Below are 22,836 nucleotides of genomic sequence, written 5' to 3'. Positions count from 1 at the left end.
GCGAAGCCCCGCCAGATCATTGCACATGATGACCCGCGTCTCCCCAAGGCTTGCTGGACTCGTGCGGAGCGCGTAGGACACGTGTGGTTCGCCCTGTCGCCGAAGGCGCCGTCGGCGGCCGATGGCACCTTGTCGCACGGGTCGGAACGCCGGCCGGTTCGGCGTTTCAGAGCCCAAACGGGCGGACGGGGGCCGCCGTTGGGACCGTCACAGCGGCATGGGCGCGATGTCGTACTCGATGCGACGCAGTTGCCGGACCGCCAGCAGCCAGGGGTGGTCCGCCCGGACGGCGGCGGTGAACCCGTCCACCGCGATCCGCTGCAGTTCGTCCGCCTCCGCGCCCCGTCCCAGGCCTCTGAGGTCCAGGGCGAGGTTTCCGCTGCACGCCAGGGTCAGTGGATGCCCCGCGCCCACGGCCTCGGTGAGCAGCGGGAGAGTCGACGAGTCGATCTCGTGGGCCCGGCCGAAGTCGAGGCGCGCGTAAGCGGTGTTGGCCCGGCCAAGGGCCACGGTCAAGGTCGTCACATGGTGGGTGCCCAAAGTCCGGGTGAGCCGTCGGGCCACATCGTCCTCGTGTGCCTGGGCTGCGTCGAAATCGCCGAGGGCACGCAGGGTGGCGGCAAGACCGGCCCGGGCGATCAGGGTGTGCGCATGGCTCTCACCCAGCCGTCGCCCCAGGCGCCACATCGTGTCCTCGCCGAGCTCCCGCGACCTCTCGAGTTCGCCCATGAGACGGCGGTCCACGGTGACGTCGACCGCCGTCCACAAGGTCTCGACGTTGTCTTCCCCGTAGCCGGTGACGAGGTGACGCAGCGTCTCCTCGGAAAGTTTGGCCGCCTCGTCGATCGACCCGTCACGGCGTCTGCTGATCGCGAGATTCCGGGCGACCCTCAGGGTGAAGGGGTTGTCGTCACCCAGCGAGTCCCGTGACCTGCGATAGACGTCCTCCAGGAAGTCGCGGGCCCCCGGAAAGTCACCGCACTCGCGCATGTCGATGGCAAGGCCGTTGAGGGTGTTGAGGGTCAGGCTGTTGTCCGGGCCGAAGAGCAGTTCGCGCAGCCGCGCGGTCTCCCCGTCCAGCGCGAGTGCCTCCTGGAACTGCCCGCACAGGCGCAACGAGACGCCCCAACTGTGCGCGGCCGTCAGTGTGTAGGGCTCATCCGGCCCGAACTGCGCGCGCAGTTGCTCGGTGGCCTGCCGGTCCAACTCGCTCGCCTCGCGGAACTGGCCCTGATAGCGCCGCGCGTCAGCCATCTGGGTCTTCGCGTCCAAAAGGTCCTGCGGGTCGACGCCCGACCGACCGCACACCTCGAGGATGCGCTCGTTGAGGCCGATGGACTCCGCGATGTCGCCGACGACACGTAACAGGAACGCGAAGACCTTCGCGATCCTGATGGCGTGGATGTTCTCCTCCCTCGACGTCGTGATCCAGGAGGTGTAGGCCTGTCGGGCCAGTTCGACGGAGGTCTCGTAGTCTCCCCAGTAGTAGAGGAACATGACGGTGTCGTAGATCAGTTCACGCGTCCACTTGTCCTTGCTGAGCACCGCCTGCGAGCTGAGCACGTGCGGCAGCAGCGCCTGGTAGGCGGGCCATTCACGGGACGAGGCGTAGTGTCCCGGTTTCGCCGCCGACAGCAGCTGGTGAGCTGCGTCTTGCATGCGCTCGCGCTCCTCGGCGCCCAGTTTCGCGATGAGCACGTTCTGCAGCAGCCTGTGCATCTGGAGCGTGTCGGAGCGCAGATCCAGCTTCACGAGAGAGAACTGACTCAGGTCACGGATCGCCCGGCCGAGTTTGAACGGTTCGCGCAGGATGGGGTCGACCTCGGGCGTGATGTCGATCCCGCGGCTGCCACGCAGCACGGACAACGGCACGGGTTCGGGAGCCATGCACGCGCAGATGTCGATGAGCTGACGGGCGCCCGGGCTGTTCTCCCTGATCCGCTCCAGGGAGATGTCCCAGGCCGCCGCGACGGAGACCGGATAGTCCGGTGCCGGATCGAGGTCGAGGATCTCAGGACTGCGCTGCTCCAGCAGTTCGAGGTAGTCGTCGACACGCATGCCGGTGACGGCATGCCACGCCCCGGCCTGTTCGACGGCGAGCGGCAGATCGCCCAGGGCTGCGGCCAGCCGGGCGGCGTCCTCCGTGGCCAGGTCCGGCGAGCGTTTCTGGAGCAGTTCGACGGATTCCTCGCGCACGAACACGTTCACCGGCAGCGGCCTGGCCACCCGCTCCCACTCACGGTTGCGCGAAGTGACGATGATCTTTCCGGGTCCGTTGGCGGGAAAGTACGAGCGCACCGCTTCGACGTTCTCCGCATTGTCGAAGACCAGCAGCCAGTTGTCGTGCGGCGCTCCCGTGCGCAGCGCCTCGATGACAGCGGGAACGGCCGTGTTGGCGGGAGGAGGTCCCCCGCCTTCCTGGCCCACCGGGACGATCCTCAGGCGTGCGGCCAGGACGGCGAGCGCGGTCAGGATGAGGCTCTCTCGCTCGGCGGGGATCCAGCAGATGACGTTGTAGTCCTGTTGGTGCCGGTAGATGTATTCCAGTGCCAGCTGGGACTTGCCGACGCCGCCCATCCCGTGCAGGGCGTGGGGGAGCACCGCCGCGGTGTCCTGGGCCGCGAGCTGTTCCTCCACCGCCTGCAGCAGCGCCGTGCGTCCCACGAACGAGGTGTTCCGCAGCGGGACGTTCACGAGGAGGGCGGGTCCTCCGGTCGACTTCGTCTTCATTCCCGGCAACGCCTCCGATGAGTCCCCAGTCCGGTTGGAACGGTCGCCGTGCTCATGGTCGAGTGATGCCCCGCCGGAGGGTGCGTTACCAGCCGAATCGCCCGGCACCACCGAGGCACCGACGGCCGCGGTATCCGTCTCGATGCGCCTGGCCCGCTCGGAGTACGGGCCGGCCAGTGCGCGCATGACGGCCAGTTCGGACCGGCGCCACCCCCTGGCGTTCGGGTCCGGCAGGGTGGCCCGTGCCGGGTCCCGCAGTGCCGCCCGCAGCGCGACACCGTGCTCCCCCGCCGCGGGCAGATCGCCCAGGATGCTGACGATCCCGGCCAGTTGGGTGCGGGTCGTGGTCGCCAGGAGAGCCTCCCTGACCCCTTCGGCGAACTCCGGGTGTTCCGTGCCGAGACCGCTCCAGTCGATCAGACCGCCCATCAGGATCTCGGCGAGGTGCTGGGGACCGGCGTCCGGCATGGTGCGCCTGCGCAGTTGCTCGATGAGGTCGAACTCGAAGGGCGCGGCGGCCAGTTGTGTCGCCAGTCGGCGCGCCACCGGCGTCGCCAGGGTGAAGAACCGACGCACCGCCGTGGCAGCGGCACGCGCCCGGCGCGGTGCGCGCAGCCCCGGAGCGGGAGCCCCCTTGCGGAGCGCTCCGGCCACCACCGCGGGCAGGCTGCGGCGCATGCCGCGTTCCCCTGTCACCAAGTCGGCCCAGGCAGTGATGGATCCGGACTTCAGGGACAGCACGGGAACGGGTACCGCTCCCTCGTCCGCCTCCGGCAAAGGCCGCATCGGGTCGGGTCCGCTTCTGGGCGGTCCCAGGCCGAGAAAGGTGTTGGCCGCTCCGAAACCGCCGGCTTCCAGCACCGCGCCGTGAGGGTAGAGCGAGGAGCGATGCCGCATGTGCGGCGGCAGCAGGTGCACGACAGCCGTCGGTCCGGCCCTGCCCAGCCGGTCGAGCAGGCGGTCGGCCGCCGGCCCGGCCCAGCCGTGTGCCAGGCCGTCCGTCACGACGAGAAACAGACGGTCCCCTCTGCCGTTGAGAACCTCCCCGGGATCCGCCGTGGTGCGCGCGGCGTTCCAGCGCAACGCCGGCTCACCGGTGCGCGGCACGACCACCTTCACGGTGCGTACGGCCCGGAAGGCGCCGCTGTGTTCGGCGGCGGCGGACAAGGCTGCCGTCTCCTCGCCCCAAATACGCATCGTGGGCGCGTCGTCGATGAGGATGACCAGGTCGAACGCGGTGGCACTGGCCGACTGGAACCACGGCATCCACAGCTCGTCGGAGACTCCGCGCTCCGCCGTGACCTCTTCGTCCAGTTCAACCGCGTCGCGGGAGGGCACCTGGCGGGCGAGCAGGTGGAGGGCACGGGCCAGCCGGGCCGAACGCGCACCCCGCCCCGGTGAGAGGGACCGGGATCGAGGGAGGACCGGAAGGCCCAGGTGTACTTGGTCGGGACCCTCCGGATCAGGGGCCGGCAGGCGTCGCCGAGCGGTGCCGGCCAGGTCACCCGGCTCCTCCGGTGGCGCATCGGAGGGAGGCGGGGGCAGCAAGGGTGCCGAGTTCTCCTGCGGCTCGCTGCTGGTGACCGGTTCGGTGACGGAGGCGACGGGGCGTCCGGTGCGGATCCAGTGCGCGCTCAGCCAGACGGCATCGGCGAGTTCCTGCCAGCGTGGAGCTGCGTCCGATCCGTCCGCGGCGGGCGGTGGCCGCTCGGGCGGCGACGGCACAAAGGCCTCCGGACCGGTTCCGTCGTTGTCCGGGCCAGGTGCGCGCTCCCGGGGATATCCGTCCATTCAGCGGCCCTTTGCGAGGTCGCGCAGCAGCATTTCCATGAGCTTACGTCCGCCCGTGTCCGCCTGGAAGCTCCCCGCCGTGGTCAACTGCACGGCATTGAGCAACTGATCCAGGGAGTGCGTGCCGCCTGCGTCGACCCGTGCGACGAACTGGTCGACGAGGTCTTCCACACCCGGCGGACGCGCCCTCAAATGGCTCTCCACTATGGCGAGCAGCTGCTCACGGGTGGGCGTGCGCATCTCCAACGGAAGACAGCGCCTGCGGAACGCGGCCGGGAACTCGCGCTCCCCGTTGCTGGTGATCACCACGACCGGGAACTCACGACACTCCACCCGTCCCTGGCGCACCACGGCGTACAGCCCAGGATCGCTGGTGTGCACCTGCGCGCTCTCCCGTGCGTCGCGCACCAGTTCCGGAACCTCGTAACTGCCGTTCTCCAGAACATGCAGCAGATCGTTGGGCAGGTCGATGTCGCTCTTGTCGAGTTCGTCGACGAGCAGGACGCGTGGGCGGTCGTGCGGCAGCAGTGCGGTCCCCAGGGCTCCGAGCGTGATGAAGTCGCCCAGGGCGGGCGGCGGTGGACCGTCCTCGGTGCCGTTCCCCGTATTCGGCGAGCCGGTCGGACTCATGCCGGCCCGCCATGCGGCGATGGCCTGGGCGCGGCCGAGAGCGTCGTGGGCGTACAGCCCGTCGCGCAACGTGGTTCGGCTGACGATGTTCCACTCCAGGACACGCCCCAGACCGAGTTCACGGGATATCAGGTAGGCCAGCGTGGACTTGCCCACCCCCGGAGAGCCCGTGATCAGCAGCGGGCGACGCAGCAGCAGCGCCGCGTTCACGACATCGATACTGTCCTCGTCGAGTTGCGGGACGGCGTCGGCGCGACCCAGCCGGCGCACCGAGGCTTCCTCGTCGTCCGGTGGCGCGGGACGGGACGGAGCACCACGGAATCTGCGCCAGGGCGGCGGCTCGGGCAGCTGGGGCGGCGGACCGCTCGGGACGACACCCGTGGCGTGGAACACGCGCCACTCCTGTGGTTTCCGAGGCGTCCGCCCACTCATACCGGGGTCTCCTCACTACGGCTGCCCTCGAGCGTGCCGTCGCCGTCGGTTCCGTCGTCCACGGAGATCTGGATGTCGACGAGCCGATGCGGGTCGTCCCAGAAGAAAGCGATGTGGCGGCCCAGCAGCAGGGGCCCTTCTGCATGCAGTTCCGCCCCGCGGCGCAGCCGGTGAATGGCGACCGGAATCTGTGCCGACGCCGGTGCGGCGGCGAAGACCGCCGTGACCACTTCGCGGCGCTCTTCCAGGAACTCACCTCTGCGGTCCCAGACCGCGAGCCCGATCCCCTCGGCGATGGCCGCCTTCAGCGCGTCGGTCGCCGCGCCGCCGTCCGGTGCGTCCAGCACCACCGCGGTGCGGCTCGGTTCTGCCGCCAGTGTGGCCTGCCACTCCGCCGGCAATACCGCGTCGCGCCCCCGCCAGCCGTGGACCACGACGCCGTGGTTCTGGAGGGTGTCCCAGCGTTCCAGCCACTGTGACCTGACCAGCGCGTCGTCCGTGCGCATCCGCTCCAGACTGCGCAGGTGCACTCCGTACTTCAGGCCCAGGGGCAGTGGCTTTCCGTCACCCGTCCTGAACTTCAGCCCGGCCACATCGTGGTTGAGCAGATCGTAGGGGAACACGAACTCCACGTACGGCGGCAGTGGTTCGGCACCCCTGGGGGGCTGCTTGTGCCGGGCGGGCAGTAGTCGGACGACCTGGCGCAACGCGCGCTCCACCGCTGCACCGAGCCCTTCGAGACTGGTCGTCTCGGGCTCCGCCGGCTGTGGCTGCCAGCGGCCGGGCACGGTGTTCAGCCAGGGACGGACCACGATGTCCCCCGAACCGTCGCGCGCGGGTTCGACGGCCACCACCAGGCTCCGCGGAATCGTCGGGTCGATCGCGGCTGTGGCACGCTCCGCCCTGCGTCGTTCCAACTCCGCAAGCAACCCGGCCCGTTCCGCCCAACGACGAGCCCAGGTGGACAGAGCGAGCCTGCGTCCCGGAGTGCTGGACAGTTCGGCCGCGTGGTCCATCAGCAGGACAGCCGGGGGGAGTCCGTCGGGCTGGACGTTCAACTCCACTACATGGGCGAAGAGTTCGATCACCGAGTGGGCCGGAGGCAGGTCGAGATGCAGCTCGCCGGCCAGCCCGTCACGTACGCCGACCTCAGGGAGTTTCGGCTCTGCCGCGGTCAGGAGTGCGAGGGCGGAGTCGATGTCGTCCTCGGTGAGCGGACCGGACAGCAGCGGACTCCACACCGTGGACGCCGCCATGGGTGCCAACAGCCGCTCGATCCGGGTGGCGACGGGGGTGCCCTCGAAGACGCGCACCACCTCCACCAGCACGCGTCTGCCGTCCGCGACGCTCAACGCCGCGCGCGCCAGCGCGATGGCGTCTTCGCGCTGTTTGGTTCCGCGAACGTCGACATGATGGTTCAACCGCTCGGAGAGCAGTCCGGCGAAATACACCCGGCCGGGCTGGTCCTCCAGACAACTGAGGCCGCACAGCTCCTCCGTCAAGCGGAACAGCAGGTCACCGCCTGGCGCACGTCCGAACTCGCCTAATCCTGCCGCCGTTTCCACCGACCTTCCCCCATGAGCCGGCACTCCTGACTGATCAGCGAAGTTAGCACGGCAACTCCGGATGAACCAGGTGAACTGGACAGCGGAACCCGAACGCGCCCCCCAGGGCGACCACCCGCTTCTGCCGGGCGGGCGGCCGCCTGCGGGAACGCCCCGTCACGCGTCCGGGCACCTCTTGCTCAGAGCCGAGGGTCCACCGCCTCCGACTCCAAAGCCAACACCCCGAACACCGCCTCGTGCACCCGCCACAGCGGCTCCCCCTCCGCCAGTCGGTCCAGGGCCTCCAGGCCCAGGGCGTACTCGCGGATCGCCAGGGAGCGCTTGTGGTTGAGGAAGCGGCGGCGCAGGCGGGTGAGGTTGTCGGGGCGGGTGTACTCCGGGCCGTAGATGATCCGGAGGTACTCGCGGCCCCGGCACTTGATGCCGGGCTGGACCAGGCGGCCCTCCGGCGTGCGGGTCAGCGCGTCGAGGGGCTTGACGACCATGCCCTCGCCGCCGCGGCCGGTCATCTCCAGCCACCAGTCGACGCCGGCCCGGACCGACTCGGGGTCGGCGGTGTCGACGTAGAGGCGGCGGGTGGTCTGGAGCAGGCCGCTGCCGTCGTGCTCCACCAGGCGGTCGAGCAGGGCGAGTTGCTGGTCGTGCGGGAGCCCGGCGAGGCTGCGGCCCTGGACCGCGAGGAGCTGGAAGGGCGCCAGGCGTACGCCGTCCAGGCCGTCCGTCTGCCAGCAGTAGCGGCGGTATGCGTCAGTGAACGCCGCCGCGTCCGCGGCTCGTTCGCGGTGGCGGGACAGGAGGTCCGTCACCTCCACTCCCCGTGTCGCCGCGCCCTCCAGGGCGGTCAGCGCACCCGGGAACACCGCACCCGACGCGGCGCCGACCGCCGCGTACTGCGAGCGCAGCAGACCGGACGCCTTCAGCGACCACGGCATCAGTTCGGCGTCCAACAGGAGCCAGTCCGTGTCGAGTTCGGCCCACAGGCCGGCCTCGTCGGCAGCCGTGCGGAGGCGGTTCAGGATGTCCTCCGTCACCGATCCGTCGTCGAAGAAGGGGCGGCCCGTGCGGGTGTAGAGGGAGCCCGTGGGACCGTTCACGCCGAAGCGCTTCGCAGCCACCTCCGCGTCGCGGCACACCAGCGCCACCGCTCGCGAGCCCATGTGCTTCTCCTCGCACACGACCCGCGCGACCCCGTCCTGCGCGAACTGCGCGAACGCCTCGGCCGGGTGCTCCAGGAAGCCCTCGATCTGCGTGGTCGCCGTCGGTGCCATGGTCGGCGGGAGGTACGGCAGCAGGCGCGGGTCGACCGCGAAGCGGCTCATGACCTCCAGGGCCGCCGCCGCGTTCTCCTCGCGGACCGCGACCCGGCCGGTGTGCCGGGTCTCCACCGCACGGCGGCCGTGCACGTCCGCCAGGTCGAGCGGGCGGCCGTCGTGTCCGCCGGGTGCTTCCGTGCGCAGGGGGCGGGCCGGCTCGTACCAGACCTGCTCGGCCGGTACGTCGACCAGTTCCCGCTCCGGCCAGCGCAGCGCGGTGAGCTTGCCGCCGAAGACGGCGCCGGTGTCCAGGCAGATGGTGTTGTTGAGCCAGGTGGCCTCCGGGACGGGGGTGTGGCCGTAGACGACGGCCGCCCTGCCTCGGTAGTCCTCGGCCCACGGGTAGCGCACGGGCAGCCCGAACTCGTCGGTCTCGCCGGTCGTGTCGCCGTAGAGGGCGTGCGAGCGGACCCGGCCGGAGGTGCGGCCGTGGTACTTCTCGGGCAGGCCCGCGTGGCAGACGACCAGTCGGCCGCCGTCGAGGACATAGTGGCTGACGAGCCCGTCGATGAACTCCCTTACCTGGGCGTGGAATTCCTCGCTCTCCCCCGCCATCTGCTCGATGGTCTCGGCGAGGCCGTGGGTGTGCTGGACCTTGCGGCCCTTGAGGTGGCGGCCGTACTTGTTCTCGTGGTTGCCGGGTACGCACAGGGCGTTGCCGGAGCCGACCATGGACATCACTCGGCGCAGCACGCCGGGCGAGTCCGGGCCGCGGTCCACCAGGTCGCCGACGAAGACGGCGGTACGGCCCTCCGGGTGCGCACCGTCGGCGTAGCCCAACTTGGCAAGCAGCGACTCCAGTTCGGCGGCACAGCCGTGGATGTCGCCGATGATGTCGAAGGGTCCTGTGAGGTGGGTCAGGTCGTTGAAGCGCTTCTCGGTGACGACCGTGGCGCCCTCGATGTCCTCGACACCCCGCAGGACGTGCACCTTGCGGAAGCCCTCGCGCTCCAAGTGGCGTACGGAGCGGCGCAGTTCGCGGATGTGGCGCTGGATGACCCGGCGGGGCATGTCGGCCCGGTCGGTGCGGCCCGCGTTGCGCGCGGCGCACACCTCCTCCGGCACGTCCAGCACGATGGCGATGGGCAGCACGTCGTACTGCCTGGCCAGGTCGATCAGTTGGCGACGCGAGTCCTGCTGCACGCTGGTCGCGTCCACGACGGTGCGGCGGCCCGCGGCCAGGCGCTTGCCCGCGATGTAGTGCAGGACGTCGAAGGCGTCCTTGGTCGCGCCCTGGTCGTTCTCATCGTCGGAGACCAGGCCGCGGCAGAAGTCGGAGGAGATGACCTCGGTCGGCTCGAAGTGCCGGTGCGCGAAGGTGGACTTGCCGGAGCCGGAGGCGCCGACGAGGACGACGAGGGAGAGGTCGGTGACGGGGAGGACCCGGCCCCGCTTCTGGGACACCTGGGTCTCGGTGGTCTCGGTCATGCCGCCTTCGCCTCCTTCTCGCTCTTGTCGTTCTCTTCGTTCGTCATGCTCTTGGCGTTCGTGTCGTTCTTGTCGGTCGCGCTCTCGGCCTTGAACACGGCCATCTGCGTGGGCGGGCCCACCTCGGGGTCGTCCGGCCCGACGGGTACGAACTCCACGCCGTAGCCGTGCCGTTCGGCGACCGTGGCCGCCCAGGCGCGGAACTCCTCGCGGGTCCACTCGAAGCGGTGGTCGCCGTGGCGGACGTGGCCGGCCGGGAGGGTCTCCCAGCGCACGTTGTATTCGACGTTCGGTGTGGTCACCAGGACCGTGCGCGGGCGGGCCGCGCCGAACACCGCGTACTCCAGGGCCGGCAGCCGGGGCAGGTCGAGGTGCTCGATCACCTCGCTGAGCACGGCGGCGTCGTACCCCTTAAGCCGGTTGTCGGTGTACGCGAGCGAGCCCTGGAAGAGCTTGACGCGCGAGGCCTGCCGCTCCCCCATGCGGTCCAGCTTGAGTCGGCGGGAGGCAATGGTGAGCGCGCGCATCGACACGTCGACGCCGACGATCTCGGTGAACCGCACGTCCTTGAGCAGCGCCTGTACCAACTGGCCCTGTCCGCAGCCGAGATCGAGCACGCGGGCCGCGCCGGACGCCCCCAGCGCGGCGAGGATCGCGTCCCGGCGCTGCACGGCGAGCGGGGTCGGCTTCTGCTCCGTCTCGGTCTCCGCCTCGACGGCGTTGTCGATGTCCTCGACCTCGCTGTCGTCGGCCTCGGCCAGCCGGACCAGCTCAAGGCGCTCCATCGCCTCCCGCGTCAGCGACCAGCGGCGCGAGAGGTAGCGGCCGACGATCAGCTTCTGCTCCGGATGCTCCGGCAGCCAGCCCTCGCCGACCCGCAGCAGCTTGTCGACCTCGTCGGGCGCGACCCAGTAGTGCTTGGCGTCGTCGAGCACCGGCAGCAGCACGTAGAGGTGGCGCAGGGCCGCGGCGAGGGTCAGCGCCTCGGACTCCAGGACCAGCCGTACGTAGCGCGAGTCGCCCCACTCCGGGAACTCGGCGTCCAGGGCGATCGGTTCGACGGTGACCGTCCAGCCGAGCGGCTCGAATAGGCGCCGTACGAGATCCGGGCCGCCGCGGGCGGGCAGCGCGGGCACCTCGACGCGCAACGGGCGTGCCTGTGCCGGGAGTTCGGGCTTCGCCTGACAGGCGCCCTTCATCGCGCTGGAGAAGACGGCGCTCAGCGCCACCGCGAGCAGCGAGGAGGCCGCGTACGGGCGGTCGTTGACGTACTGCGCGAGCGCCGCGTCGGGTGCGCCGCCGCGGCCCTTGCCCTTCCCCCGCCGCACCAGCGCCACCGCGTCGACCTCCAACAGCAGCGCCGCCGTGCAGCGTTGGGCATCCGCCTCGGGGTAGAGGACGTGCGCCGTGCCGTAGGAGGTGGAGAACGCCTGCGCCTTGTCGGGATGCTTGTGCAGCAGGTAGCCGAGGTCGGTGGCGGGGCGTTCGGGGGTGCCGGTGGTGGTGATGGTCAGGAACATGCGCGGGCCTCTCCGGCCGGGTGGATGACGTATCGACGGACTGGTGTGGTGCCGTACGCGCGACGGCCCCCAGGGGGTGATCCTGGGGGCCGTCAGGACGACCGTCTCACCTTGGCACACGGCACCGACCGGCGCCTTTGTTTATTCCGGCCGTCCCAGGCCGCCGTCCCGGGCCGCGCCGGATCGTCGCTACGACAGCTGCGACTGGACCTGCGAGGAGATCAGCTCCAGGTGGTCGAGGTCGGAGAGGTCGAGGATCTGGAGGTAGACGCGCTGGGACCCGATCTCGGCGAACTTGCCGATCCGGTCGACGACCTCGGCCGGGGAGCCGGCGAGACCGTTGGTCTTGAGGTCGTCGACCTCGCGGCCGATGGCGGCGGCGCGGCGGGCGACCTCCTGGTCGTCCTTGCCGACGCAGACGACCAGCGCGTTGGAGTACGTGAGGTCGTTCGCGGGGCGACCGGCCTCGACGGCGGCGGCCTTCACCCGGCCGAACTGGCGCTCGCTGTCCTCGACGGAGGCGAAGGGGATGTTGAACTCGTCGGCGTAGCGCGCGGTCAGGCGCGGGGTGCGGACGGCGCCGTGGCCGCCGATCAGGACCGGGATCTTCTGCTGCGCGGGCTTGGGCAGCGCGGGCGAGTCCTTGAGGTCGTAGTACGTGCCGTGGAAGTCGAAGGTGTCGCCGAGCTTCGTCTCCCACAGGCCGGTGACGATGGCCAGCTGCTCCTCCAGGCGGGCGAACTTCTCCTTCGGGAACGGGATGCCGTACGCCGTGTGCTCCTCCTCGAACCAGCCCGCGCCCAGGCCGAGTTCGACGCGTCCGCCGGACATCTGGTCGACCTGGGCGACCTGGATGGCGAGCACGCCGGGCAGCCGGAAGGTGCCGGCGGTCATCAGCGTGCCGAGGCGGATCCGCTTGGTCTCGCGGGCCAGTCCGGCGAGGGTGATCCAGGCGTCGGTGGGGCCGGGGAGGCCGTCCGACGAGCCCATGCGGAGGTAGTGGTCCGAGCGGAAGAACGCGTCGAAGCCGAGGTCCTCGGTGGCCTTCGCCACGGCGAGCAACGTGTCGTAGGTGGCGCCCTGCTGGGGCTCTGTGAAGATGCGAAGATCCATACCTCCATCCTGCACGCTCCGGTGCCGGTCAACCCCACCGGTCCCCCTGGCCACGGCCGTCCCCGGTCGGGTGAAATTGCGTCAACGGCGTGCACGCGGGGTGCTCGCGCCAGTGACCCGGCCCGACAGTGATCGTTGGCCGGAGCGGAGCCGGGCCGACCGGCACCCGCACCGGTCGGTCGTCGTCACCGGCGCGTCACCCGCATCGGCCTCCCCGGGGGCCGGCAGGCCTAGGAGGCCGTCATGTCCGAAGAATCCGTGCCGCAGCAGGGCGGGAGCTCCGGCCAGCCCAAAGGGTTGCTGCAGCAGATGGAGGAGCTCATGGCGGCGCTGAACGCGGACCTGTCGGCACTGGACGCGGACCTCCAGTCGGCGGGCCGAACGGGCGAGGAGCCCGAGGCCGGCTGAACGGATCGCCTGCCGGCCGGTCACCCCGGGTCACCCGAGAAGCTAACCCGCCTCCTTCTCCGTCAACCGCTGCTCCGCGTCCGTGAGTTTGCGCAGCATCTCCCGGACCCGGTCCCTGGACTCGTCCGCCGCGTCGATGGCCTCCATGCACTGCCAGTAGGTGCCCTCGTCGTCCGCGGCGCAGGCGAGGCCCACGAGGGCGATGCCCACCTCGCCGAGGAGGCCGCCGAGGTAGCGCAGCGCCTGTCCTGCGTCGCCCAGTTCGGTGAGCTGGGCGGCTCGTAGATCCTCCGTGGCGAGCTGCGGCGCGTCCAGGACGCCGCAGCCCCGGCCCGCCAGCTCGGTCAACCCCAGTGCCTCGCCGCGCAGTTCGGGCGGACCGTAGACCGCGAGGCGACTGCCTATCGCCTGGGCCAGGGCCTGCGCCTGCCACACCTCCGTCAAGGTCTCCGGCGTACCGCCGGATCCCGCCAGGGCACGTCTGCTCGTCACGATGAGCCGCACCGCGTCCATGCGCTGTCCCCGTCTGCCACGACGCGCTGTCCGCACGTCCACTCGAACCCCGCCATTCACTACCCAGCGTGAGCGTGTGCAGGGCGAAAAGCCAGAGGAAGACGGAAATCTGCGGACAACAAATCGATTTCGAGCGGGATTTCGACTGCGGAGAGTGAAAACGGATCGAACGGCTCCTTACGGGGCCGGGAACCGGAGCTCGTTGCGGTCGATTTTCGCGTCCAGCGCCGCCAGCGGATCGACGCCGAGCACCTCGCACAGCTGGAGCAGATACGCGAGGACGTCGGCGACCTCGTCGGTGACGCGGTGCGCCGTGCCGGGGTCGTCCATCACCCGCGACGACTCCTCCGGCGTCAACCACTGGAAGATCTCGACCAGTTCGGAGGCCTCCACACTGAGGGCCGCGACGAGGTTCTTGGGGGTGTGGTACTGCCGCCAGTCGCGGGCGGCCGCGAAGTCGGCCAGCCTGCGCTGCAGTTTCGGCACGTCGAGGGACCCGGGGTCGAGTGGTTCTGTCACGGCTCCAGGTGTACCACTGTGACTCCCGCCGTCTCCTCGGCCCAGGACGCGTCGCTCACCGCGGCGACGAACCGGATGTGTCCGCGGGCGGCCATCCGCGTAGCCAGCCGCAGCAGTTCACCCCGCTGGCAGGGATCCAGACAGCGGTCGAAGCCGTCGGCGAGCACGGTGAGCGCCTGCATCGCCGCGGGCACCTCGCCGGCCGCGTCCACCTCCAGCACCCCGGGCCCGGTCAGCAGGACCAGGGCGAGGGCCAGGTATCTCAACTCGCCGTCCCCGAGCCGGCGCAGGGCCGTGCGGTGTCCGTCGCCCCGGTCGAGCAGCGCGCGGACCGTGCCGTCGACGAAGGGTTCGGCACGTACGTCCGTCACGGCGCCGGCGCAGCCGCCGCGGACCGCGGCGACGAGCTGGGCGTGCCGCCGGCCGCACTCCGCCTGGGTGCGCCACAGGACGTCGGCGAGGTTGTCGCAGCCGCTGAGCAGTCGGCCGGAGCCGGTCGGCACGGGGGCCCGCATCCGGCCGGGGTCCGGGTCGCAGGCGAAGACGGAGCGCAGGGCGACCACCATCTGCTCGGCGGCGGCGAGCACGCGGCGCTGGCCGTCGGTCTTGCCGGCCACGCGTAACGGCAGCAGCGCGGTGCCGAGCCGGTCGTCGGGCAGCGGGGCCCGAGTCACCGGGGACGAGCCCGCCGTGTGCCAGGCCGCCTGCACGAAGGGACGGGACGGGTCGCGCAGCGCGGTCTCCAGCAGGACGAGCCCGCCGGCCGTCAACCGCTCGCCCACGATGCGCAGTTCGGGCTCGGCCTGCACGGCGACGTCGAGCCGCACCGGACCCTCCGGTCCGTCGGCGGTACAGCCGATCCGGAAGCCCCGGCGCCGCTGCGCGTCGGGCCGGGCCCGCTCGGGAACGCAGTCCGCGGCATCGGGGAACACGTCGCCGACGGCACCGCCCCCGCCGAGGCGCGCGAGGGCCTCGTACGCCCGCAGGGCCGTCGTCTTGCCGGCCCCGCTGGGCCCGGCGAACAACGTGACGGGCCCGAGGGTGAGCCGGGCCTGCCGATGTCCGGCGAACGCCGAGAGCCGGAGTTCGGTGACGCAGGGGCGGACGTGGTGCGCCCGGTCGCCGGGCGAAGCGGGCGAGGCGGGCGCGGACGGCACGGCGTCGCTCGCGAGGTCGGCGGGCGGAGGCGCTGCGTCCGGTTCGGGGCGCGCGGAAGGGACGGTCATGACCGGACCGTAGGACTCCGCCTGGAGGCGAACCGTTCCGCCCGGGCGACCTTCCTACGATCGAGGGACCGAACACCGGGGGCAGGGTCAGGTGCCCGCCGCCCCCGCGTCCTCGATCAGGTCCGTGACCTCGGTGTCGGCGGGCGTCAGCAGGAACACGTTGCGGTCGACGCGGTGCATGCCTGCGGCGAGGCCGAAGACGACGCCGGTGCTGAAGTCGAGGACGCGCTTGGCGACCTCGGTCTCCGCGCCGCTGAGATCGAGCAGGACCGGGATGCCGGCCATGAGGGTCTCGGCGACCTCGCGGGCGTCGGCGAAGATGTTGACCCGCAGGACGACGAAGCGACGGCGGGTCTCCGTCTCCGCGTCGGGCAGCGAACGGTGGTCCACGGCCGACGGCCAGGCGTCCCGGCCCCGCAGTGGCACGACCTGGGCGAGCCCTTCCCACTGTGCATCGGTGACGTCGTGGCTGTTCACCGGCTCCCCCCGAACTGACTCGTCCTCAACTCCTGCACCAGCCATTCTTACGCCATGTCACCCGTTCGGCCTAACAGCGACACGGTCCGCGACCCCGCGGAAGCACCGAACGAAGGCCCCGGACGAGCGCCCCGGACGAAGCCTTACCGGCCTCACACCGGACTCTTCACCTCCGGCGACGCCCCGCTCACCGGGCGCGACTAGCGTCCCGTGACGTGCACTTGGCAGAAACACAGCTGGTGGCACCCCGTCGGCGGACCCGGTCGGCGGTGTCCGCCGTCCCGGACTCCCCCGCGCAGTGGCACCGCGTCCTGACCCTGCTCGCCGACGTCAGCCTCTTCATCGGCACCCGCTCCGTGTGGACCCAGGGCGCGAGCCACCGCCTCCCCGTGGCCGCGGTGGTCTCGCTCTGTTACGTCTCGATCCTGGTCTCCGGGGTGCTGGCCCTGGTGGTCCGCCGCACCCGTTCGCTGGCGCGCCTGGACCTGTGCGTCCTCGCGACCGCGATCACGCTCGCGCTGTGCACCTGGCTCATGAACCACGGCGGCTCCGACGAGGCCCTGCTGTCCACCCAGGCCGCCCGCTCACTGGTCGCGGGGCACCCCGTCTACGGACAGTCCTGGCCCTGGCTCTTCGGCCACGGCGCCGCCCTCACCCCGACGATGAACGGCGGCTACGACCTCACGTACGGCTATCCCCCGCTGGTCCCGTTGCTGACCGCGCCACTGCTGTGGCTGGGGCACGGCGGCATCCCGGCGACCGCGGTGGGCACGGGCGCGCTGCTCGTCGGCACGGTCGTGCTGTGGCGGATGCTGCCCGTGCCGTGGCGCCCGGCGGCGACGATGGCCTGCCTCGGCTTCGGCTTCCTGCCGATGTACGCCCGGCTCGGCTACCCGGCGATCACCGCGCTGGCCCTGCTGATCCCGGTGGTGGTCCGCTGGCCCCGGATCGGCAAAGGCGGACGGCTCGGGGCGGCCGACATCGCCCGCGCCGCGTGTCTGGGCGCGGCGTGCGCGGCACAGCAACTGCCGTGGTTCCTCGCGCCGTTCCTCCTTGCGGGCGTGTACGCGGTGCGCCGGGGCGAGTCGGGCGGCCGGGTGGCGGGGCTGCTGGTGCTGCGGATCACCGGCATCGCGGCCACCGTGTGGCTGCTGATCAACACGTACTTCATCGTGAGCGAACCGGGCACCTGGATCAGAGGCGTCGCGCTGCCGCTGACGCAGGGCGCGACCCTGCACGGCCAGGGCCTCGCGGACATCTCGCTCTACTTCACCGACGGCAGCGACCGCCTCGACTGGTACGGGCACGCGAGCGTGCTGCTCGCGGCGGGCCTGCTCGTGCTGATGGTGCTGTTCATGCGCCGGCTCGGACCCGCGGCGACCGTGCTGCCCTGGTGCGCCTTCTATCTGGCGACCCGCTCGCAGGACGGCTACTACCTGCTGATGACGCCGCTGTGGCTCGCGGCCGCGGTGACCGCTCCCCCGGCGGAGTTCGAGGGCGCCTGGCAGCCGCGCCCGCGCCTGTTGTCCGGTCCGCACCGCCGTACGACGCTGGGCGCCGCGGCCGTGCTGGCGCTCACCCCGGCGCTGCTGAGCGCGGCTCTCGCGGTGAGCGGTTCGGCGCCGTTGCAGCTGCGGGTCGCGGCGGTGGGCCGGGCCGCGGCGCACGGGATCCGGGCGAACGTCCTGACGCGGCTGACCCTGCGGGTCAGCAACAGGGACGGCACCGCGCTCACCCCGCACTACATGCTGACCATGAGCCAGGGCTCCAGCACGTACTGGTCCGTGGTGGCGGGCCCGGCCACGATCCCCGCCCACCGCACCGAACGGGTCGAGATCAGACCGGCCGCGGGCAAGTTCGCGCTGTCGACGAAGCCGAGTGCGCGGATACGGCTGCGCGCGTTCACGGCGGGGCCGCAGACCTTGTCGAGCGTGTACGTGCACCTGGTGGACCGGGGTGCCGACGCGCAGGCCCACGAGTGAGATTGACGGGACGTCAGTCTTGTACGGGCGAAGGGTGGTTGACGAGCATCAGGCCTGTGTGCGTACGAAGCGGAGCGTGCTGGTGACCGTGGTCAGGCCGCGGATCATGCCCATCTGGTTCCAGCCCAGGCCGAATTCGGCGCGGTCCACGGTGAACTCCGTGTCCAGGGTGAGCGCGTCGGCGCTCGCGCCGGTCAGTTTCGCCGTGACGGACTGCGGGCGGCTGATGCCGCGCACGGTCAGCTGACCCGCGACCTCGACGGTCTCGCCCGCACGCAGTTCCGCGGTGCGGACGGCGAAGGTGATCTCGGGGTGGTTCTCGACGTCGAAGAAGTCCGCGCCGCGCAGGTGCTCGTCGCGCTTGCGGTTCTTGGTGTCGATGGAGGCCGCGCTCAGCGTCACGGTGCCGGTCGCGGACCCGGCGGCGGTCACCTCGCCCTGGCCCTCGACGGCGTCGAGGGTGCCCTTCACGGTGACCATGCCCCACATCGTCTTGTGCCGCAGGGCGACGGTGGAGGCGGTGGTGTCGAGCTGCCACAGGCCTGTTTCCACGGCGACGGTCATGATCGTTCTCCAGTCCGGGTAGTTCAAATTTGGTTGCTTCAAATTTGGATGACTGTGACGCTAGCCCATTATCCAAATCTGAACAACCCCCCGACACCGTCCGCGGCACTCTCCGCGACGCCCTCCGTGATGCCCTCTGTCCAAAATTGGACAACAGGTAGACTCGATGTCATGGCCGACCCCGAGGAGCACTCCGCCCAGCTGCCGCAATGCCCGTCCGCGAGCGGCGAGGGCCTGCTGCCCCCGGAGCTTCGGGCGTGGATGGTCCTGCTGGCGGCCACGGGGGCGGTGGAGCAGCAGCTGCGGTCGGTCGTGAAGGAACGGCTCGATGTCTCCCACGACGAGTTCCTGATCCTGTGCCTGCTCGCCGAGCAGCCCAGGACGGGGCTGCGGATGACGCAGATCGCGGAGCTCCTGGGCCGACCGAAGACCCGGCTCACCTATCAGATCGCCTGCATCCAGCACGCCGGCCTGGTCACCCGCACGTCGGTCTCCGGCGACCGGCGGGGCGTCCAGGTCGCCCTCACCGAGAAGGGCCGCGACCTCCTCCAGGACGCCTCGGGCGTCCTCACCGAGACCGTCAGCAAGGCACTCGCCCGCTTCGTCGGACCGGCCGAACGGGAAGCGGTGTGCGGCCTGCTGCCCGACCTTGCGGAGAGGTCGGACGGCGGGGGGCCGACGGCGGAGTAGCGGGGGCGTCGTGGGGCTCCGCCGGGTGGCGGGGGTTGCGCTCGGGCCACCGCGTGGGCGTCGGACGATGGGCATCGCACCGGACAACCGCGCGGCGAGCCCGTCGCTCGGGTTGGGCGGTCAACACCGCTCCCGTGGGGACCAGTTGTCCCGCGGACATGTTCCGCGTGCCCGGGCCACCGAGCGGCTAGGGCCACGAGACAGCGAGTGCGGCGCTCAGGCCAGGCCATGGACACCGACTTCGCGTCCACCGGCTGACCCGAGCATGGTCCTTGCGCAGGCCGCCGCACGGTGAGCGCCGCGCCCGGCCCGCACATGACCGCGCCCTCTCAGCCACCGCACCCCGGGCACCGCACTCGGCTCAGGCCGTCAACACCGCCCCCGCGCCCGCCGGTTGGCCCGAGCGGGCCCCTTCCTCAGGCCCCCGCACGGCAGACGCGCGCGCAAGCCGCCGCACGGTGAGCGCGCGCCCGGCCCGCGAATAGCCCAACCCTCTCAGCCACCACACACCGGGCGCCGCACTCAGCTCACGCCATCAACACCGCGTCCGCGTCAGTCAGTTGGTCCACGAGTGTGGCGCGCGCCCTCGCCACTCGGGAACGGACGGTCCCCACAGGGCAGTCGCTCACCGCGGCGGCCTCCGCGTAGGGCAGGCCTAGCAGTTGGGTGAGGATGAAGGCCTCCCGGCGCTCGTCCGGTAGCGCGGACAGCAGGTCGAGCAGGACCACGCCGTCGTCGAAGCCCGGCAGGCCCCGCGGCTGGGCGCGTTCGGCGGCCGGCTCCCAGTCCTGCGCGTCGCACTGCCGAGGGCGTGCCGCGGCGTACCGGTAACCGTCGATCACCGCGCGGCGGGCGATGGACAGCAGCCACGAGCGGGCCGAGGAACGGCCCTCGAACCGATGCAGGCTGCCGAGCGCCCGCAGGAACGTGTCCTGCGCGAGGTCGTCCACGGCCTGCGGATCGGCGCACAGATGGGCGACGTAGCGCCGGACGTCGCGATGCAGGGCGTGCACGAAGCGCTCGACGGCGACCGGGTCGCCGGTCCGGGCGGCGAGGGCCCACGCGGTTATGGACTCGTCGAGGGTGTCGAACCTGTCGAGGGAGTCGATGGGGTCGAAGGGGTCGAGGGAATCGAAGGGGTCGAGGACGTCGGCCGGGTCGCGTTCGGCGTCGGCGATATCGAGGACGTCGGACTCCGCGCGGGGCGCGGGCAGGGCAGGAGTGATCACCTGGGGTCCTTCTCGGGATCCGTGATCCGGACCGTGGGGCGCGCCAGGTCGTGTCCGCAAAGTCCCGTCGTCCGCCGGGAGGGCGGGCCGCGCGGTGTCCGGTGCGTGCTCTCGGGGTCCCCCCGGACGGAAGCTGGGGGTGCCGGGCGGAAGCCCTCGTACTGGGCGTACTCGGGCATTCGCTCGGTGCGGCGAGAGTGCGTGCCGGGCGTCGCGTGGCTGGGAACCCCCGCTGAGGGAGGGGCTTTGCGGACACGGCCCAGGCGTGGGCGGTCCGGTGCAAGGGGAGGTCGGCCCTACGGCGTCGACGCGCGCGTACGGCCGTGACCGGGGCGTGCGCAGGGGCCGCCCCGGGAACCGGCTGTCATCGGACGACAGCCGTGGCCGTGGGCGGCCCCCGAGAGGTGATCGTGTGGGTGAGGTGGAGCAGGCGCGGCGCCCGGTCGGAACGCCGGCGGCGCGAGCGTACCCGCGGGCGGTCCGGGGTGGCGGGCAGCGCGAGCAGCAGCTCGAGCGGGGCCACCAGCCGCGCGGCGACGGCCCGCAGGATGCGGAAGGCCGCGCGTTCCCCGTATGCCAGCCACAGCCCGCACAGCAGCGCGGCCAGCAGGTGGGCGGCGAGCATGCCGAGGGAGGACGAGGTGCCGTGCAGGGAGAAGCCCATGTCCATGGAGTCCGCGGCACCCGTCGGGCTCCCCGAACCCCCGGACATGGACGCCGTCGTGCCCATCGAGGCCATGTCCATGGAGTCCGTCGAGGACATGTGCATCCCGCCCATGTCCATGGAGTCCATGGCGTGCCCCGCGTCGACGTGCGCCGACTGCGCCAGCGAGAACGCCGAGTGGAGCACGGTCTGGGCGGCGACCACGACGGCCACGATCAGCGGGAGCCCGCGTTCACGGCCCGCCAGGCACCACCCCGCGGCGCCGGTCACGGCCGCGCCGGCGGCGAGCGCCCACAGGGGCACCTCGCTGCCGGACATCAGCACGTGGCCGAGGGCGGCGAGCAGCACGCACACGGCCGCGAACACCGCGGCTCGTGTCGTACGTGCACACCACCCTGGCTTCATGCGCCTCATCCTTGCATCCGGGTCGTCGCCGGCAGAGGTGAGTACGGAAGTGCACAGGGCACCAGACTCAACTCACAGGCTGTGACCCAGGACACAAGGGAGAGAGCGGCCAGGTCCGGGGCCGGGTGCCTACTCCTTGCCGGCCCCCGCCGACCGACCGCGCGCGACGGCGAACGCGGCCGCCGCCAGGCCCAGTACGCCCACGACGAGACCGGCGATGCCTAGCCCGCGCGCGGTGGAGTCACTGGCGTCGGAACTGCTGGAGGTGCCCGAACTGTCGGACGCCGACGCCTGCGTGGTCGCCGACGCGGACGGCGCGGCCGCCGAATCGCCGTCCTCCGCGGCGCCCTTGGCGGTCAGCTTCAGGACCGGCGCCGGGTTCTCCGGTTCCTCGTCGCCCGACTGCGCCTCCTCGATCCAGCGGACGGTCTTGCCGTCGGAGTACGTCTGGAGGGTCTTGAAGGTCAACTGGTCGGTGTCGTCGGGCAGTTGCCCGAAGGCGACGTCGAAGTCCTCGAACTGTCCCGCGCCGATCTTCCCGCCGGTCCAGGTGACCGCGGAGACCGCGTCGGTGATGGTGCCGTCGTCGGTCTTGACCGGCGTCTTGAGCTTGGTGGTGGTGACCTTGGCGGTCCAGCCGTCGTGCGGGGAGACGAGCACGCCGAGGACGGGGTGGTCGGTGGGCAGGAAGACCTGCACCTTGGTGGTGCTCGCGGTGTCCTCCTCGTTGGGCACGCGGAAGGTCAGGACACCGTCCGTGGCGCCCTTCGCGTAGCTCTCGGGGTGGACGGTGACGTGCGCGGAGGCGATGCCCGCGGCGGTCATGATCGCGGTGGCGGCGAGGCCGGTGACGATTCCGGCGCGGCGCAGGGTGGTGCGTACTGGGGACATGGGTGGGCCGATCTCCGTACTGGAAAGGTGTGTTGGGGTCAGTTCGCGTACGAAGTCCCCAGCGGCGGCCCGCGCCGCTGCACCGCGTGTCGCAGCAGGAGTTGCTGTCCGAGCGGTCGTGGCCGGACCGCGCAGAGGGCCACGGCGTCCGGTGCGGCCGGCACGTCCCGCGCGCCGTCGCGCACCTGCCACCACGCCGCGAGACCCGGCACCAGCGCGGCGGCCCGGCGCAGCAGCGACCACAGGGCGGCCTCGCCGCGCCGGAGCCACCAGGTGAGCAGGACCGCGGCCGTGACGTGGGCGGCGGTGGCGTGCGGGGTCAGGGCATGGGTGTGGCTGTGGACCTGCGCGTGCGCGGCCATCCGCATGCCGTGCCCGGACGCCATGCCCTGCATCCCCGACATGCCCCGCATCGAGGTCATGCCCTGCATGGAGGTCATCGAGCGGAGAGAGCCCAAACCATGGGCGCGTGCGGCGTCGAAGGTCAGGTGCAGTCCGCCCTGCGCGGTGAGGGTGGCGGCCCCGATGGCGGCCAGCGAGCGCTCCCGGCCGCCCAGCAGGTACGCGGCCCCGAAGACCGGCGCGAACCCGGCGGCCTGCGCCCACACGGGCGGCGCCGAACCGGTGGCCAGGGCGTGTCCTCCGGCGGCGAGCAGCACGCACAGCGCGGCGAAGACCGCCGCGCGCAGCGTGCGTACCGTAGGAGACGCCGTCATGGCGCCTGATCCTGCCACGCGCCGGTGCGG

At 71.5% G+C, this 22,836-nt stretch carries 18 protein-coding genes; 3 read left to right on the top strand and 15 right to left on the bottom strand.

Annotated features, from left to right (window positions below):
* Positions 1-207 precede the first annotated feature (207 nt).
* From fxsT to ACWD5F_RS09070, 6 genes are all read right to left on the bottom strand, one after another.
* Entirely contained in the window at positions 208-4,521 is a 4,314-nt protein-coding gene (fxsT, locus tag ACWD5F_RS09095) for an FxSxx-COOH system tetratricopeptide repeat protein (protein ID WP_451252567.1), read from the bottom strand.
* Positions 4,522-5,583: an AAA family ATPase gene (locus ACWD5F_RS09090; protein WP_451252565.1), complete on the bottom strand. Its 1,062-nt coding sequence runs from the start codon at positions 5,581-5,583 to the stop codon at positions 4,522-4,524.
* Positions 5,580-7,085: a VMAP-C domain-containing protein gene (locus tag ACWD5F_RS09085; protein ID WP_451252563.1), complete on the bottom strand. Its 1,506-nt coding sequence runs from the start codon at positions 7,083-7,085 to the stop codon at positions 5,580-5,582. Before ACWD5F_RS09085 ends, ACWD5F_RS09090 begins: the two co-directional genes overlap by 4 nt.
* A 242-nt stretch (positions 7,086-7,327) precedes the next feature.
* Positions 7,328-9,889 carry a polynucleotide kinase-phosphatase gene (locus ACWD5F_RS09080; RefSeq protein ID WP_451252561.1) on the bottom strand — a complete coding sequence of 854 codons (2,562 nt, stop codon included), beginning with the start codon at positions 9,887-9,889 and terminating at the stop codon, positions 7,328-7,330.
* Positions 9,886-11,409 (bottom strand): 3' terminal RNA ribose 2'-O-methyltransferase Hen1, encoded by a 1,524-nt coding sequence (locus tag ACWD5F_RS09075; RefSeq protein ID WP_451252559.1) that lies wholly within the window; start codon positions 11,407-11,409, stop codon positions 9,886-9,888. Before ACWD5F_RS09075 ends, ACWD5F_RS09080 begins: the two co-directional genes overlap by 4 nt.
* A 189-nt stretch (positions 11,410-11,598) precedes the next feature.
* Positions 11,599-12,522, bottom strand: coding sequence for an LLM class F420-dependent oxidoreductase (locus tag ACWD5F_RS09070; protein WP_451252557.1), 924 nt, complete (start codon positions 12,520-12,522; stop codon positions 11,599-11,601).
* A 243-nt stretch (positions 12,523-12,765) separates the two neighbouring features.
* On the opposite strand from ACWD5F_RS09070, the gene ACWD5F_RS09065 reads away from it, so the two are divergent.
* Positions 12,766-12,930 carry a hypothetical protein gene (locus ACWD5F_RS09065; RefSeq protein ID WP_451252555.1) on the top strand — a complete coding sequence of 55 codons (165 nt, stop codon included), beginning with the start codon at positions 12,766-12,768 and terminating at the stop codon, positions 12,928-12,930.
* A gap of 42 nt (positions 12,931-12,972) precedes the next feature.
* Here ACWD5F_RS09065 and ACWD5F_RS09060 read toward each other — a convergent pair whose 3' ends face one another.
* The 4 genes from ACWD5F_RS09060 to ACWD5F_RS09045 all read right to left on the bottom strand — a co-directional run bounded on the left by ACWD5F_RS09060 (position 12,973) and on the right by ACWD5F_RS09045 (position 15,710).
* The gene (locus ACWD5F_RS09060) at positions 12,973-13,443 is read right to left on the bottom strand and encodes a DUF6099 family protein (protein WP_401721892.1); all 471 of its coding nucleotides are present in this window, start codon (positions 13,441-13,443) and stop codon (positions 12,973-12,975) included.
* 177 nt (positions 13,444-13,620) lie between these two features.
* The gene (locus ACWD5F_RS09055) at positions 13,621-13,962 is read right to left on the bottom strand and encodes a nucleotide pyrophosphohydrolase (protein ID WP_451252553.1); all 342 of its coding nucleotides are present in this window, start codon (positions 13,960-13,962) and stop codon (positions 13,621-13,623) included.
* Positions 13,959-15,188 (bottom strand): AAA family ATPase, encoded by a 1,230-nt coding sequence (locus ACWD5F_RS09050; protein WP_451252551.1) that lies wholly within the window; start codon positions 15,186-15,188, stop codon positions 13,959-13,961. Before ACWD5F_RS09050 ends, ACWD5F_RS09055 begins: the two co-directional genes overlap by 4 nt.
* An 87-nt stretch (positions 15,189-15,275) precedes the next feature.
* Positions 15,276-15,710, bottom strand: coding sequence for a cell division protein SepF (locus ACWD5F_RS09045; protein WP_401721900.1), 435 nt, complete (start codon positions 15,708-15,710; stop codon positions 15,276-15,278).
* 170 nt (positions 15,711-15,880) lie between these two features.
* Between ACWD5F_RS09045 and ACWD5F_RS09040 the strand changes: the two genes are divergently transcribed.
* Positions 15,881-17,647 (top strand): hypothetical protein, encoded by a 1,767-nt coding sequence (locus tag ACWD5F_RS09040; protein WP_451252548.1) that lies wholly within the window; start codon positions 15,881-15,883, stop codon positions 17,645-17,647.
* 48 nt (positions 17,648-17,695) lie between these two features.
* On the opposite strand, the gene ACWD5F_RS09035 is transcribed toward ACWD5F_RS09040, so the two are convergent.
* Positions 17,696-18,211, bottom strand: a complete 516-nt coding sequence (locus tag ACWD5F_RS09035; RefSeq protein ID WP_451252546.1) for a YceI family protein — start codon at positions 18,209-18,211, stop codon at positions 17,696-17,698.
* Positions 18,212-18,382: 171 nt separating this feature from the next.
* Between ACWD5F_RS09035 and ACWD5F_RS09030 the strand changes: the two genes are divergently transcribed.
* Positions 18,383-18,901: a MarR family winged helix-turn-helix transcriptional regulator gene (locus ACWD5F_RS09030; protein ID WP_451252544.1), complete on the top strand. Its 519-nt coding sequence runs from the start codon at positions 18,383-18,385 to the stop codon at positions 18,899-18,901.
* A 527-nt stretch (positions 18,902-19,428) separates the two neighbouring features.
* Here the strand turns inward: ACWD5F_RS09030 and ACWD5F_RS09025 are convergent.
* From ACWD5F_RS09025 to ACWD5F_RS09010, 4 genes are all read right to left on the bottom strand, one after another.
* Entirely contained in the window at positions 19,429-20,010 is a 582-nt protein-coding gene (locus ACWD5F_RS09025) for a sigma-70 family RNA polymerase sigma factor (protein WP_451253168.1), read from the bottom strand.
* Positions 20,011-20,494: 484 nt separating this feature from the next.
* Positions 20,495-21,199, bottom strand: a complete 705-nt coding sequence (locus ACWD5F_RS09020) for a hypothetical protein (RefSeq protein ID WP_451252542.1) — start codon at positions 21,197-21,199, stop codon at positions 20,495-20,497.
* A 129-nt stretch (positions 21,200-21,328) separates the two neighbouring features.
* Entirely contained in the window at positions 21,329-22,090 is a 762-nt protein-coding gene (locus tag ACWD5F_RS09015) for a YcnI family copper-binding membrane protein (protein ID WP_451252540.1), read from the bottom strand.
* Between the two features lie 38 nt (positions 22,091-22,128).
* Positions 22,129-22,806, bottom strand: a complete 678-nt coding sequence (locus ACWD5F_RS09010) for a hypothetical protein (protein WP_451252539.1) — start codon at positions 22,804-22,806, stop codon at positions 22,129-22,131.
* Positions 22,807-22,836: the final 30 nt, after the last annotated feature.

The sequence above is a fragment of the Streptomyces sp. NPDC002499 genome, assembly GCF_053595415.1.
Note: the sequence above shows the minus strand (reverse complement) of the source record. Positions and strands in the feature narration are given on the sequence as shown.